The sequence below is a fragment of the Ensifer sp. ENS06 genome (assembly GCF_014852205.1).
GTDB classification, from domain to species: Bacteria; Pseudomonadota; Alphaproteobacteria; order Rhizobiales; family Rhizobiaceae; genus Ensifer; species Ensifer adhaerens.
In genome coordinates this window covers 336,318-349,131 of record NZ_JACVBC010000003.1, presented here as the reverse complement: position 1 = coordinate 349,131, position 12,814 = coordinate 336,318, and the positions used below count along the sequence as shown (strand labels likewise).

The window sequence follows — 12,814 nt, the reverse complement described above, 5'->3', positions numbered from 1 at the left end:
TCTGTGCTTCAATCGGCGACGATTAAGGAAACATGCAGGAGGAGGATCAGTTGCGCGCCGCGTAATCGGCCATGTTTTTCGGCGTAACGAGCTCGAAGGGAACCCAGACGTTCTTTTTGACGCTTTCACCGCGCACCAGCGAGACGGCCGTGTCGACGGCGCTAGCCGATTGCCCCTTGGCGTTCTGGAATACGGTTGCGTCGAGGTCGCCGGCGGCCATGGCGGCAAGCCCGTCCTGGGTCGCGTCGATGCCAACGACGATCACGTCGTCCATCGATACACCGGCGGCCTTCAGCGCCTGGATGGCGCCGATCGCCATTTCGTCATTGTTGGCAAAGACCACGTCGATCGGCTGTCCGGCGGTGATCCAGTTGGTGGTGAGATCCATCGCATTGGTGCGCGTCCAGGCGGCCGACTGCTCGTCGGCAATCGTCGCACCCTTGCAGTCGCCGGCAGCGAGCGTTTCCTTGAACGCCGAGGTGCGGTCGCGCGAGGCCTGGTGAGCAAGGTCTCCCATCAGGATATAGACCTGCGCATCACTGGCCTTGCCCTTTTCCTTCAGCAGCGAACAGGCAGCTTCCGCACCCAATCTGCCGGAGTCCGTTTCTTTCGAGCCGACATAGGCCTGCTTTTCCGGCAGCTTGCCGAGGTTATCCGGCTCTAGATTGAGATAGACGAGCGGAATACCGGCCTTCTCAGCGGCTTCGCTGATGCCGGGGGCGGCCGAGGTATCCGTCAGCGTCATGATGATCGCGTCGACGCCGCCCGCGATGAAATTGTTCACCTGGTTGAGCTGCTTGGAGATGTCGGTCTGTGCGTCTTCGATCTGAACGGTGGCGCCGTTGACTTCGGCAGCGCGGGCATTGATGCCCTCACGCAGCAGCGTCTGGAAGTTGTTGTCGAAGCTCTGCATCGAGACGCCGATCGTCTCCGCCGAGGCAGCACTTCCCATCAAGGCGGCAAGCGCAGCCGCCAGGTACATGGATTTCATGATTTCCTCCCGAGGGTGCCGGATCACCCGATCGCATTCCGGAGGCCCGATGGGCCTGATCAATGCTTGCGTGGTGGCCTTAGCCGAGCGCCACACGAACCTCGCCGTCGACGATTTCGGCGGGATAGGTCTTGAGATTCTCGCAGGCCGGAAGCCTGATGGCTTCACCGGTGCGATAATCGAAGGCGCCGGAATGCTTGGGACATTCCACCTCGTAGTCCATGACGAGGCCATCAGCGAGGTGAACGGCCTCGTGGGTGCAGAGCCCGGCGGTGCAATAGACGCTATCGTCGGGACCGCGGTAGACGGCGTAGGTTCGGCCGCCATGGTCGAAGCGGATCGCCCCTTCCTGTTCGATATCGTCCAGCTTGCAGGCTGGTACCCAGGTGATCACGTTGCTCATTCTGCTGCCTCCCCGATGGTGTTGCGTGCCTTGCGGGCTGCGAGTTTTTCCTTGCGTTTGCGGTAGCGCTCCTGCATCCGCGCCTCGCCCTCCTTGGAGCCGTCGTGCCAGGTGCCGAACCAGCGATCGAGCGGGATCAGGGCGTCGCCGTAATTCACCTCGAAATACTTGTGGTGCAGGTAATGCGCATAGGCGTGGCTATCGACGAGCGTCTCTTCACCGACCTCGACCTTGTCGAAGCCGACATGGCCGGGAATGGCACCGAAGCCCGCGTAGTGCAGCTGGTAAAGCATCAGGATCGGGTTGGACGGCAGGATCAGGTGATAGAAGGCGGTGGCGAAGTAGAGCAGGTGCTCGACCGGATGCATCGACAGCGACGACCAGGGCGACGGGTTCACCGAATTGTGGTGGACCGAATGCACCCACTTGTAGAGCAGCGGCGTGTGGATGAGCCGGTGGATGCAGAAGAAATGGAACTCGTGGATAACAGGCACCACCAATGCGACGAGCGCGAGCGTCCAGGGATTGTCCGCGAAGCTCAGCCACGGCGCATAGCCATTGGCGTAGGCCCAGAGCATGGCGACTTCGACGGCGGTCCAGATCGTCACGCCTGAGAGGAACGTGCGCAGGATGTTGTCGAGATTCTGGCTTTCGAACCAGAAGGCTTTGCTCTTCTGCTCGGCCGGAAACTTGCCGTTGTACTTGAACCGGTTTTCCTGCCGTTTCAGCACATAGAGATGCAGCTCGAAAGCGCCGTAGAAGAAGAAGACGCAAACCGCGTTGACCGCATAGAGCCAGGCGATCCAGCCGACGCTCAAGCTCTGCATCGCCTCGACCGGCGGGATCACCCAGGCCCAATAGACGACGGCCGACGCCGCGAAGATCGCATTCCAAGGAAAGAAGTAATGCGGCAGCCACTTGACGAGCGCCAGCAGTTTTGGCGGGAAGGCAAACAGCGGCGCCGTTTCGATCGGCTCGTTCGGCGCCCAGTCGCCGCGCTTGTTGCGCGTTCCATATTTCAGATCGTCCATGGCGCTCTCCTCCCGGCGGATCGCATGCGCTCCGCCCTAAATCCTTCGAAGGAGGTTGCTTTCCGGGTCTGTCGGAGCGCCTCCTTCTTGATAAAAATCTAGCAGGAGGCGGTCGGAACGGCGAAAGCTTGTTTGATCAAATCAGATCAAAGGCTTTCGGCTGTGATGGTAATGAAGCGAATGGGGGCGGTGTCCGGCTCCATCTCGGAAAGCCCGATCCGCCGCAGCATCAGGTCAAGCGAGCGACGGGCCTGTGCCTCCGGCGCCTGGTCGAGCACGACGTCCATGATGCCGTCGCTAAGCGCCTTGCGGGTGTAGTCGGTCAGCTCATGGCCGACGAAGAAGATTTCGGTGCCACGCTTATGTCGGCGAAGCACGTCGATCAGGGCCGCATTCGCGCCGCCGGCATTATAGAGCCCGGCCATATCCGGATACATGTCGAGCGCCCATCGCAACGCTTCGGCGCCATAGTGCTCCTCGTCGCGGGTAAAACCCAGCCACTCGAACCGGCGGTCGCCCGGATGCCCCTCAAAATAGTCCGAGAAGCCACTGAGGCGGTCGCGATGGACCTGATAGATCGGGTGGCAGAGCGCGACGACGGGCCCCGCCTTGCGCGCCATGCGCGCGATGAAGAGTGCCGCCGTTCGTCCGGCCGCGTGATTGTCGATGCCGACGAATTCGCCCAAGTCGTGCGAGGCCCTTGTCACGACATGGACCACCGGCACGCCGCGCACGATCACGGCTTCGACAGCGGCGCTGATCAGCGGATGATTGGGCACGGCCAGGATCAATCCGGCGCGGCTAACCTCGGCTGAAAGGATGCGCCTGGCGATCTCCTCCGGCTTCATTTCCTCGGTAAAGCTGCGATGCACGACGACGAGCGGATCCAGCGTCTCGGCGATCCGCTGAAAGGCCTGCGACAGGCGGCGATAGAAGGTCGTCTCCGGCCGCACCATCAGCACATCGATGCGCAAAAGCCCGCGATGGGTCTCGGGAAGGGTTCGCGGATAATTCAGCGCGCGCGCCGCAACGACGACTTTTTCGACGAGGTCCGGGCGAACACCACCGCGGCCGTTCAAGACCCGCTCGACCGTCGCGGTACCGACGCCTGCCAGTTCAGCAATGTCGCGATAGTTCGGCTTGCTCACCTGGACTACTCCCCACCACACGTGTTCATAGCGCCTTAGCATGTGATCGCCCCTGTTCGACAGAGCAGGCGTCCGAAGTCAGGGCCTCCCCTCGCCGCCGCTGCCGCGGCGCCTATATCAACCGGGTATCGAGAATGGGATCGAGGCATCATGACCTATGAATTGTACTACTGGGACGGCATCCAGGGGCGCGGTGAATTTGTCCGACTGGCACTCGAGGACGCCGGCGCCGCTTATGTCGATGTGACGCGCGCGCCGGGCCGCGGCACCGGGGAGATGCTGAAGCTGATGGAGAGCGCCACCGAGGCGCACGTGCCATTTGCGCCGCCCTTTCTGAAAGATGGCAACCAGATCATCTCGCATGTCGCCAACATCCTCTTCTACCTCGGCCCCAAGCTCAGCCTTGCGCCTGACGGTGAGGCGCTGCAGTGGTTCGCCAATGGCCTGCAGCTCACCGTCACCGACTTAATCGCCGAAGTGCATGACACGCACCATCCGATCGCGACTTCGAAATATTATGAGGAGCAGAAGGCGGAGGCGAAGGACCGCGCATTCGAATTCGTCACCAACCGCATCCCGAAGTTTCTCGGTTATTTCGAGCGGATTCTCGCGCAAAACCCTGATGGCAGCGGCCATGCAGTCGGGAACGCCGTCACCTATGTCGACCTTTCGCTGTTCCAGGTGATCGAGGGGCTACACTATGCCTTTGCCAAAGCGATGCGGCACTATGAGGAGGACTACCCCAATCTCATGAAACTGCACGCCTCGGTGAAAGCCCGGCCGAACATCGCCGCCTATCTCGCCTCATCGCGACGGCTGGCCTTCAATGAAGACGGCATCTTCCGCAATTACCCGGAACTGGATATCGCGCCCTGACGGAAACTCCCCTCAGGCGGCCGCCGCCTGGTGCTCCCGCAGGAACGCGGAGACGCGCCTCAAGCCTCCGCGTAGAATGCCTTCGTTGTTGGCGTAGCCGATCCTGAGATAGCCTCCCATGTCCATGGCGCTGCCCGGCGTGAACATCACGCCGGTTCGCTGTAGCAGTTGCAGGCAGAATGCCTCTGAAGTCATCGGCAGGTCGTATTTCAGAAGCGCCGTCGTGCCCGACTGCGGCTTGATCCAGGCGATCAACGGCTAAGCACCCACTCAGTCCGAGAGAATGGCGAGGTTGGTGCACCGTCTACAGCTCGGCGCAGGCCTATGCCTACATCAATGACGGCGACGGCGTCGTGACCTTCGTCCGCAACGTCATCTCGTAGACAAGGCCTAAGCTGCCACCCGCTACTCGACGTAGTTCCAGGGGACGAAGCGATAGAGCGTCTCGTCGCGCGCCACATGGCCAACACCGGGGAACGGCAGATGCGCACCGGCGACGAGGTATCGCCCATCGGCCGCATCCGCCAGCGCCACGGCACGCGTCGCTGCCGCCGCGGTGCCGTCGACGTCGAAGCTGACGAAGACGTCAGGCGTGTCGAACTGGATGTAGTCGCCGTGAATGACGTCCCCCCAGAATACGAGGCGCTGGCCGTCATCCGCTTTCAGCACGATCGCGGAATGCCCGGGCGTGTGCCCGGCGCGCAGGGTCGATCCGAGGTTCGGCAAGACGTCCGCGTCGTCGGCGAAACGCTTCACTTTTCCGGCGGCGATATAGGGGGCCAGGGCATCGTGCGCTCGCTGAAAGTCGGTCTTCTGCGCCTCGGTCAGCGCCGTCACGCCCTCCCGCTCGATCCAGTAGCGGTATTCGCGCTCGGCGAGATGGATCTCGGCATTCGGGAATTGTGCTTTGCCGTCGATGGTGAGGCCGCCCGAGTGGTCGGCGTGCACATGGGTCAGGATCACCGCGTCGACCTGGTCGGCGCGATAGCCGGAGGCCGTGAGATGCCTCAAGAGCTTGCCGGCGGCAATGCCGAGCAGGCTCCCCGACCCGGCATCGATCAGCACCAGCCGTTCGCCGTCGTTGACGAGATAGGCGTTGATCGACAGATGCGGCTCCTTGCCGAGGAAGTTTTCGTCCAGCCTGCGCTGCAGCTCGCCTTCCGGTTCGTTCTGATAGATCTTTGTCATCGGCAACGCCAAGGTGCCGTCCGACAAGGCGGTGACTTCGAACTTTCCGAAGCGGAAGCGATAGTAACCGGCATTGGCGACGGTCGATAATGGCGCGGCGGAAAAGGCGATCCGCGGTGCGAGCGGCAACAGGGCCGCGGCGGCAAGAAGGCCCAAAGCTTGTCTGCGAGTGGTCATGATCGGCTCCTTCGATTGGATGCCGAGACGCTATCAATTCAACCGTCGGTCGATTATCCTGCGATCGTGGAAGTAATTGTTCCGGAAACGCATGAAATCCCCCCAATCTGCCGATCTCAACAGCCTCAGGATTTTCCTCGAGGTCGCCCGCTCAGAGAGCTTTTCCTCAGCTGCGCTTCGCCTGCACCTGCCACCGAGCACGGTCAGCCGGCGCCTGGGCGAGCTTGAGGCAGCGCTTGGCGTCGCCCTGCTGCTGCGCTCCACCCGCCGGGTCTCCTTGACCGAGGCCGGAAAGCATCTGCTGGAATCGGTCGGGGGCGCCGTCGAGCTCATCGACCGCGGCATCGCCGGCTTCCAACCGGCCGACGGTACGGCGCGCGGGCGCCTAAGGGTCGCGACGTCAGTCGCCTTTGCCCGTACCTTCCTGCCACCGATCCTGAAGCGCTATGCGGAACTCTGCCCAGAAGTCCAGGTCGACATGCAGACCACCCACCAAAATGTCGATCTGATCGGCGAAGGCGTCGACGTGGCCTTAAGGATGGGCGAACCCGTCGACAGCGAGATGATCTACCGCAAGATCGGAACGATCGAGCAGCGCCTCTATGCCTCTCCCGCCTATTGCGCAGGATTGGCGCTGTCTTCGCCCGAGGACCTCATGCACGTCGCCCTGGTGGCACACCGGACGCGCATGCGACGGGAGCTTGCCCATTGGGTGCTGTCAGACGGCAACAGGCACTTTACGCTCGAGCGCCCGCCATCGGTCGTCGTCGACGATCCGGCGATCAGCGAGCGGCTGATCGCCGAGGGCCTCGGCATCGGCATGCTGAGCGATGCGCTCGCCGCCGATGGCGTCTCCGCCGGACGGCTCGTTCCGGTTCTTCCCGAGTGGTCGGGGCCATCCACCCATCTTTACTACCTCTTCCACCAGCAACTCGGCGATCTGCCGAAAGTGGCAGAATTCTTGAAGGCCGTGCGCGAAACGTTTCGGATTCGCGACGCGTGACCTCGCGGCCAGGGCACCGTGCGTTCGAACGAGCGCAGTAGCCCTCACTTGAGCGCGGATGCTAGGGCTGGATCTCTTCGATCTTATCCACCCGATCCGGATAGAAGGCCAACCGGTCCTTGATGGCGGCCACCGCCGCGTGCGGGTTTTCATAGGTCCAGACGGCGTTGCGCGACCGCTCGCCGCCCAAGGGGATGCTGAAATAGGAGGCGTCACCCTTATAGGGACAATGGGACGAATGATCGGTGCGCTCAAGCAAGGACATGTCGACATCCTCACGCGGGATGTACTGCACAGCGGGATAGGTTGCCTCGCGCAGAGCCAGCGCATCGCGGGTGTCGGCAATGACGCGCCCGCCGAGGGTGACGACGACACGGGCCTGGTTTCTCTCGGTGGTGATCGGATGATCGGGACCGGGGATCTTGATCGGATTGTCTGACATGGGCGACCGCCTCCAGAACGTTACGGATACTAGGTGGTTACCTCGCCGGCCAATTCCAACCGGTCACGCCAAAAACCCTCAGCTGTTTGCCGCCGGAGAACGGACGGCTGTTGAGGGTTCTACCGCGGCCGCCGTCGGATGGCTCTCGTCGAGCAGCTTGCGCACCTCCATCACGCCCTTGGCCGTATCCGACCAGCTGTGTCTCCAGACGAGAAGCGCGACCGAGCCGACGATGGCGATAAGAAAGGCGATCGGCCCCAGGAACCAGAGCGCGGCGGCAACGGTGAAGTAATAGGAGCGGACACCCTGGCTGAAGGATCGAAGGGCCGGATTGATCATCAGCGACAGGGCGTGGGCCCATGCGGCGATGTCGCGGGCTTCTTCGCGCGAAGGGCTCGCTCCGATCGCTGCGAGGCAATAGTTGATCTGCCGCACCGCCCAGATGAATTCGGACAGCCCGCGCAGCAAGGTCGCCATGACGAGCAGCACCTTGCATTGAAACAGCCACAACGGCTCGATCGGCGCGAACATCGCGATGATGCCCGACTGAAGGCCAATCGTCGGCTGGATGAAAAGCGCACTGCTCATGGCGACGATGACGATGAGATTGGCCGAGCCGAAGAACGAGGCCGAATTGATCGTGTGACCGAGAATGGCGGCGTCACCGATGAAGTTGGTATCCCGCGTCAGCACCTCGCGCATCCAGGCCTGCCGGACACGCACCATGTCCAGCATCAGGCTGTCTGTCCGGCGCGGCCAACCAAGCGCCATCATCGGCTCCAGTCCCACCCAGGTCACGAGGAACAGGATAATCGCAATCCAATCAAGCATCTGCACGGCCAGCCTCCCACCATAGCAGTTCCTAATAGAAGCCGCGGCGAGCGGCGCGTCAACGCGGCGGCGCAAGTCGGGACTGCCGAAGCCGACGGCGTCGCCAGCACTTGCTGACAATCCCTGGGACTTATGTGTCATCACCGGATTGACTCGGCCTGTATCCTGGATACAATTTGCCTCGATCTTGGGAGGGATCGATGAACCAATCCTTTGAATGGCGAAGCCAGTCACGCTTGCTCGACGAAGTGGCCCAGGCCCTTCGCGAACGTATTTATGCCGGCGTCTATGCGCCGGGCGCGACGCTGCGCCAGGAAAAGATCGCCGCCGAGTTCGGCATCAGCCGCACGCCGCTGCGCGAGGCGCTGCGCGTGCTCGAGCGCGACGGGCTGGTCGTCAACAAGCCGGGCAGCGGTGTCCGGGTCGCAACCGCCGACCTGCCGAAACTGCTGGATGCCTACGCGGTGCGTGAGGCGATGGATGGCGTGGCGGCCCGCAACGCCGCCGAGCGGGCGACAAATGCCGAGATCAAGGATCTGGCAAAGCAGGTGGAGCGCCAGCGCAAGACCGTCGAAAACTGGGATCCAGGCGCCTACACACAGTCCAACGTCGTCTTTCACGAGGCGATCGTTGCGGCCTCGCGCAATGCGTCGCTGGCGCCGCTCGGGCCGCTTCTGCGCATGACCTCGCAGGTTTTTGCCCCAGCCTTTTCGCTTTCGAGCGAGCGGGCGAGCACTGCGGTCGCCGAACACGGGCTGATCGTCGAGGCGATCGCCGCACGGAACCTTGATGAATCCGAGAAACTGGCCCGCGCCCACATCAACGCGACGGCCATGAGATTGAAGGCGCTGCTTGAAGAGCGCGGGACTGACAAAGAGGCATGACTGTGAAGACCTACGGCAATTTCATCGCGAACAAGTGGCAGGACGCAACGGGCGGCGAGTTCATCGCCGTCAGGGATCCTTCCAACGGCCTGGAATTTGCGCGCATCGCCCGGGGCACTCGGGACGATATCGATCTCGCCGTGCGTTCGGCACGCGCGGCACTCTCAGGTGAGTGGGGACGCCTGACGCCGACCGAGCGCGGCCGGGTGCTGACCCGGATTTCGGCCGGTGTGCTGCGCAACATCGACCTTCTGACGGAGCTCGAAGCACGCGATGTCGGCAAGCCGCTGACCCAGGCGCGCGCCGATGTCGTGGCGCTTGCGCGCTATCTCGAATTCTATGGCGGCGCCGCCGACAAGGTTCATGGCGACACCATCCCCTATCAGAACGGCTTCACCGTACTGACCGTCTACGAGCCACATGGCGTCACGGGCCATATCATCCCCTGGAACTACCCGATGCAGATCCTCGGCCGCAGCCTCGGCGCGGCCCTTGCCATGGGCAACGCCGCCGTCGTCAAGCCGGCCGAAGAGGCCTGCCTCACCATCTTGGAGTTCGCCCGCATCGCCGAAGAAGAGGGCTTGCCCTCGGGCGCGCTCAACATCGTCACCGGCTTCGGCTCGGAGGCGGGCGCAGCGCTTTCGGAACACCCCGATGTCAACCACATCTCCTTTACCGGCTCGGTCCGCACCGGCGAGATGGTGCAGGCGGCGGCGGCGAAGAACGCCGTGCCGGTGACGCTGGAACTCGGCGGCAAGTCGGCGCAGATCGTCTTTGCCGATGCGGATCTCGACCGCGCGGTCCCCTTCCTCGTCAATGCCGGCATCCAGAATGCCGGTCAGACCTGCTCGGCCTCGTCTCGCATTCTGGTCGAGCGTGCCGTCTATGAAGAAGTGGTCGCGCGGATGAGCGAACGGTACCGCGCCCTGAAGGTCGGTCCTGCTGGCAGCGATCTCTCGGTCGGCCCGGTCGTCTCGCAGCGGCAGAAGGCGATCGTCGAGGGCTTCCTTGCCGACGCCGCCAAGGATGGCCTGAAGGTCGCGGCGCAGGGCGAGATCGTCGCCGACGCGCCGGCCGAGGGCGCCTATGTCGCGCCGACGTTGCTGCGCGACGTGCCGCACCAACACCGCACGGTGCAGGAAGAGATCTTCGGCCCGGTTCAGGTGATCATGCCCTTCGACGGCGAGGAGGAAGCCATTCGACTTGCCAACGGCACCGCCTATGGCCTCGTCTGCGGCGTCTGGACCAATGACGGCGGCCGGCAGTTGCGCATGGCGCGCGCCGTGCACGCCGGCCAGGTCTTCATCAACAATTACGGCGCCGGCGGCGGCGTCGAGCTGCCCTTCGGCGGCGTCAAGAAATCGGGCCATGGCCGCGAGAAGGGTTTTGAGGCCCTCTACGGCTTTTCCAGCATGAAAACCATCTCTGTCTACCACGGCTAGAGCGCGCAAAACCGCAGGCGGCGTTCCACCCGCATCGCGCTCCAACCCATGATCTAAGTCTCCTTTGGAGGAACAACAAAGTGTCACTGGAAGGTAAAGTCGCTCTCATCACCGGCGCAGGCTCCGGTTTCGGCGAAGGCATTGCCAAGCGCTTCGTCGAAGGCGGCGCCAAGGTCATCGTCGTCGATCGCGATGCCGCAGGCGCAGAGCGCGTCGCCAAGCAACTCGGCAACAATGCCATCGCCGTGGTTGCCGATATCGCCAAGGAGGCCGACGTTAACGCGGCCGTTGCGGCGGGTCTCAAGCAGTTCGGCCGCATCGACATCCTGGTCAACAATGCCGGCATCGGCCACAAGCCGCAGAATGCCGAGCTGGTCGAGCCCGACGAATTCGACCGTATCCTCGGCGTCAATGTGCGCGGCGTCTACCTGATGACGCGGGCGCTGCTGGCGCACATGAAGGAAAACAAGGCGGGCGTTATCGTCAACATCGCTTCGACCGGCGCCAACCGGCCGCGTCCGAACCTTGCCTGGTACAATGCGACCAAGGGCTGGGTCGTTTCTGCCACCAAGGCGCTCGCGATCGAGCTCGCGCCCTTCAACATCCGCGTCGTCGCGCTCAACCCGGTTGCCGGCGAAACGCCGCTGCTGACCACCTTCATGGGCGAGGACTCCGAGGAAATCCGCAAGAAGTTCCGCGATTCCATTCCGCTCGGACGCCTTCTGAAGCCGGAAGACCTTGCGGAGGCCGCCTTCTTCGTCGCCTCGCCGCAGGCGTCGATGATCACCGGCGTGGCGCTCGACGTCGACGGCGGACGCTCGATCTGATTATTTCGACCTGATTTCTGGGACCATAAACAACGAAACCGCAAAGCGGGGGAACCATGATGAATTTGACGAAACTGGCGCTTGCCTCGTGCTTCATTGCCGCGTCGCTGACGCCGGCGATGGCCAAGGATACGATCACCGTCGGCCAGGTGCTCGAGCCGCCGGGCCTCGACCCGACCGCGGGCGCCGCCGCACCCATCCGCTACATCACCTACGGCAACCTTTTCGAAGGTCTCGTCCGGGTGGTGGAAGACGGCACGGTGAAGCCGCTGCTCGCCGAGAGCTGGACGATCTCCGACGACCAGAAGACCTACAGCTTCAAGCTCCGCCAGGGCGTCAAGTTCCATGACGGCGCGGCTTTCGACTGTTCGGTGGTGAAATTCTCCTATGAGCGCGCCGTCTCGGCCGATTCCACCAATGCGCAGAAGGGCCTGTTCGAGCCGATCGAAAAGACCGAATGCCCGGATCCGGCAACCGCGGTCGTGACGTTGAAGCGCCCGGCCTCCAACTTCCTCTTCAACATGGCCTGGGGCGACGCGGTCATGATCGCGCCGTCGTCGGCCGCCGACAACAAGACCAAGCCGGTCGGTACCGGCCCGTTCAAGTTCAAGGAATGGGCGAAGGGCGACAAGGTGGTGCTGGAAAAGAACGCCGACTATTGGGGCGAACCGGCCAAGCTCAGCGAAGTGACCTTCAAGTTCATCAGTGACCCCTCGGCTGCAGCGGCCGCCGTTCTTGCCGGCAACGTCGATGCCTTCCCGATGTTCCAGGCCGCAGAACTGGTCAGCCAGTTCCAGAGCGACCCGAACCTGCAGGTTGAGGTCGGCAGCACCTCGGGCAAGGTGGTGCTTGCGCTCAACAATGCGAAGAAGCCCTTCGACGACGTGCGAGTGCGGCAGGCGCTTGCCCATGCGATCGACCGCAAGGCGCTGGTCGAAGGCACTTACTCGGGCTTCGGCACGACCATCGGCTCGCATTATTCGCCGGTCGAACCCGGTTATGTCGATCTGAACGAGACCTACCCCTATGCCCCCGGCAAGGCGCAGCAACTGCTGCAGGAAGCGGGCGTTCAGAACCTCGAAATCACCATCATGCTGCCGCCGCCGGCCTATGCCCGCCGCGGCGGCGAGATCATCGCGGCCATGCTCAGCGAAGTCGGCATCAAGGTGAACCTCGTTCCGATCGAGTTCGCACAATGGCTGGATCAGGTCTTCAAGAACTCGAACTTCGACGCAACGATCATCGCCCATGCGGAAGCCCGCGACCTCGATATCTATGCGCGCGACAAGTACTACTTCAACTACCAGAACCCGGAATACAAGGCGCTCTACAAGTCCTACACGCTGGCTGCGACCGAGGCCGAGCAGATGGACCTGATCGGCCAGCTCCAGCGCAAGCTCGCAGCGGACGAACCGAACGTCTTCCTCTACGCGCTGCCGAAGATCGGCGTCTGGAACAAGAAGGTGAAGGGTCTCTGGAAGAACATGCCGGTGCCGGCCGACGACCAGACCCAGACCTATTGGGAAAACTGATCGACTTTCATTGAGCGGGATGCGGACGGAAATCCGCAC

Annotated in this window: 14 protein-coding genes; 6 read left to right on the top strand and 8 right to left on the bottom strand. The window is 62.8% G+C overall.

What is annotated here, in order from left to right:
- Positions 1 to 46: 46 nt before the first annotated feature.
- The 4 genes from IB279_RS15200 to IB279_RS15185 all read right to left on the bottom strand — a co-directional run bounded on the left by IB279_RS15200 (position 47) and on the right by IB279_RS15185 (position 3,573).
- Entirely contained in the window at positions 47 to 991 is a 945-nt protein-coding gene (locus IB279_RS15200; RefSeq protein WP_060529331.1) for a substrate-binding domain-containing protein, read from the bottom strand.
- A gap of 79 nt (positions 992 to 1,070) precedes the next feature.
- Complete coding sequence (locus IB279_RS15195; RefSeq protein ID WP_034801776.1) at positions 1,071 to 1,382, bottom strand: MocE family 2Fe-2S type ferredoxin; 312 nt, start codon at positions 1,380 to 1,382, stop codon at positions 1,071 to 1,073.
- A gap of 8 nt (positions 1,383 to 1,390) precedes the next feature.
- Entirely contained in the window at positions 1,391 to 2,425 is a 1,035-nt protein-coding gene (locus tag IB279_RS15190) for a sterol desaturase family protein (protein ID WP_060584590.1), read from the bottom strand.
- A 146-nt stretch (positions 2,426 to 2,571) separates the two neighbouring features.
- Positions 2,572 to 3,573, bottom strand: a complete 1,002-nt coding sequence (locus tag IB279_RS15185) for a LacI family DNA-binding transcriptional regulator (protein WP_060521854.1) — start codon at positions 3,571 to 3,573, stop codon at positions 2,572 to 2,574.
- A gap of 150 nt (positions 3,574 to 3,723) precedes the next feature.
- Between IB279_RS15185 and IB279_RS15180 the strand changes: the two genes are divergently transcribed.
- Positions 3,724 to 4,449 (top strand): glutathione S-transferase, encoded by a 726-nt coding sequence (locus IB279_RS15180; RefSeq protein ID WP_060584592.1) that lies wholly within the window; start codon positions 3,724 to 3,726, stop codon positions 4,447 to 4,449.
- 12 nt (positions 4,450 to 4,461) lie between these two features.
- Here the strand turns inward: IB279_RS15180 and IB279_RS15175 are convergent, their stop codons facing one another.
- Positions 4,462 to 4,704 carry a hypothetical protein gene (locus IB279_RS15175; protein WP_060521852.1) on the bottom strand — a complete coding sequence of 81 codons (243 nt, stop codon included), beginning with the start codon at positions 4,702 to 4,704 and terminating at the stop codon, positions 4,462 to 4,464.
- 150 nt (positions 4,705 to 4,854) lie between these two features.
- Positions 4,855 to 5,814 carry an MBL fold metallo-hydrolase gene (locus tag IB279_RS15170; protein WP_060521851.1) on the bottom strand — a complete coding sequence of 320 codons (960 nt, stop codon included), beginning with the start codon at positions 5,812 to 5,814 and terminating at the stop codon, positions 4,855 to 4,857.
- A gap of 91 nt (positions 5,815 to 5,905) precedes the next feature.
- Between IB279_RS15170 and IB279_RS15165 the strand changes: the two genes are divergently transcribed.
- Positions 5,906 to 6,817, top strand: a complete 912-nt coding sequence (locus IB279_RS15165; RefSeq protein ID WP_060529329.1) for a LysR family transcriptional regulator — start codon at positions 5,906 to 5,908, stop codon at positions 6,815 to 6,817.
- 61 nt (positions 6,818 to 6,878) lie between these two features.
- Here IB279_RS15165 and IB279_RS15160 read toward each other — a convergent pair whose 3' ends face one another.
- Both IB279_RS15160 and IB279_RS15155 read right to left on the bottom strand, forming a co-directional pair.
- Positions 6,879 to 7,259 (bottom strand): DUF427 domain-containing protein, encoded by a 381-nt coding sequence (locus tag IB279_RS15160; protein ID WP_060521849.1) that lies wholly within the window; start codon positions 7,257 to 7,259, stop codon positions 6,879 to 6,881.
- 78 nt (positions 7,260 to 7,337) lie between these two features.
- The gene (locus IB279_RS15155; RefSeq protein WP_082566573.1) at positions 7,338 to 8,090 is read right to left on the bottom strand and encodes a DUF599 domain-containing protein; all 753 of its coding nucleotides are present in this window, start codon (positions 8,088 to 8,090) and stop codon (positions 7,338 to 7,340) included.
- A gap of 200 nt (positions 8,091 to 8,290) precedes the next feature.
- Here IB279_RS15155 and IB279_RS15150 point away from each other — a divergent pair, with 200 nt between their 5' ends.
- From IB279_RS15150 to IB279_RS15135, 4 genes are all read left to right on the top strand, one after another.
- Positions 8,291 to 8,974 carry a GntR family transcriptional regulator gene (locus IB279_RS15150; RefSeq protein WP_034801749.1) on the top strand — a complete coding sequence of 228 codons (684 nt, stop codon included), beginning with the start codon at positions 8,291 to 8,293 and terminating at the stop codon, positions 8,972 to 8,974.
- Positions 8,971 to 10,416: an aldehyde dehydrogenase family protein gene (locus IB279_RS15145; RefSeq protein WP_060529327.1), complete on the top strand. Its 1,446-nt coding sequence runs from the start codon at positions 8,971 to 8,973 to the stop codon at positions 10,414 to 10,416. The genes IB279_RS15150 and IB279_RS15145 overlap by 4 nt, the downstream gene beginning before the upstream one ends.
- 80 nt (positions 10,417 to 10,496) lie before the next feature.
- Complete coding sequence (locus tag IB279_RS15140) at positions 10,497 to 11,243, top strand: glucose 1-dehydrogenase (protein WP_060584596.1); 747 nt, start codon at positions 10,497 to 10,499, stop codon at positions 11,241 to 11,243.
- 56 nt (positions 11,244 to 11,299) lie between these two features.
- Positions 11,300 to 12,775, top strand: coding sequence for an ABC transporter substrate-binding protein (locus tag IB279_RS15135; RefSeq protein ID WP_113187165.1), 1,476 nt, complete (start codon positions 11,300 to 11,302; stop codon positions 12,773 to 12,775).
- The last annotated feature ends 39 nt before the right edge of the window (positions 12,776 to 12,814 follow it).

Coding starts and splice junctions, on each gene's coding strand:
- IB279_RS15200 (WP_060529331.1), bottom strand. CDS start 991: ATGAAATCCATGTACCTGGCGGCTGCGCTTGCCGCCTTGATGGGAAGT.
- IB279_RS15190 (WP_060584590.1), bottom strand. CDS start 2,425: ATGGACGATCTGAAATATGGAACGCGCAACAAGCGCGGCGACTGGGCG.
- IB279_RS15180 (WP_060584592.1), top strand. CDS start 3,724: ATGACCTATGAATTGTACTACTGGGACGGCATCCAGGGGCGCGGTGAA.
- IB279_RS15170 (WP_060521851.1), bottom strand. CDS start 5,814: ATGACCACTCGCAGACAAGCTTTGGGCCTTCTTGCCGCCGCGGCCCTG.
- IB279_RS15165 (WP_060529329.1), top strand. CDS start 5,906: ATGAAATCCCCCCAATCTGCCGATCTCAACAGCCTCAGGATTTTCCTC.
- IB279_RS15160 (WP_060521849.1), bottom strand. CDS start 7,259: ATGTCAGACAATCCGATCAAGATCCCCGGTCCCGATCATCCGATCACC.
- IB279_RS15155 (WP_082566573.1), bottom strand. CDS start 8,090: ATGCTTGATTGGATTGCGATTATCCTGTTCCTCGTGACCTGGGTGGGA.
- IB279_RS15150 (WP_034801749.1), top strand. CDS start 8,291: ATGAACCAATCCTTTGAATGGCGAAGCCAGTCACGCTTGCTCGACGAA.
- IB279_RS15145 (WP_060529327.1), top strand. CDS start 8,971: ATGACTGTGAAGACCTACGGCAATTTCATCGCGAACAAGTGGCAGGAC.
- IB279_RS15135 (WP_113187165.1), top strand. CDS start 11,300: ATGATGAATTTGACGAAACTGGCGCTTGCCTCGTGCTTCATTGCCGCG.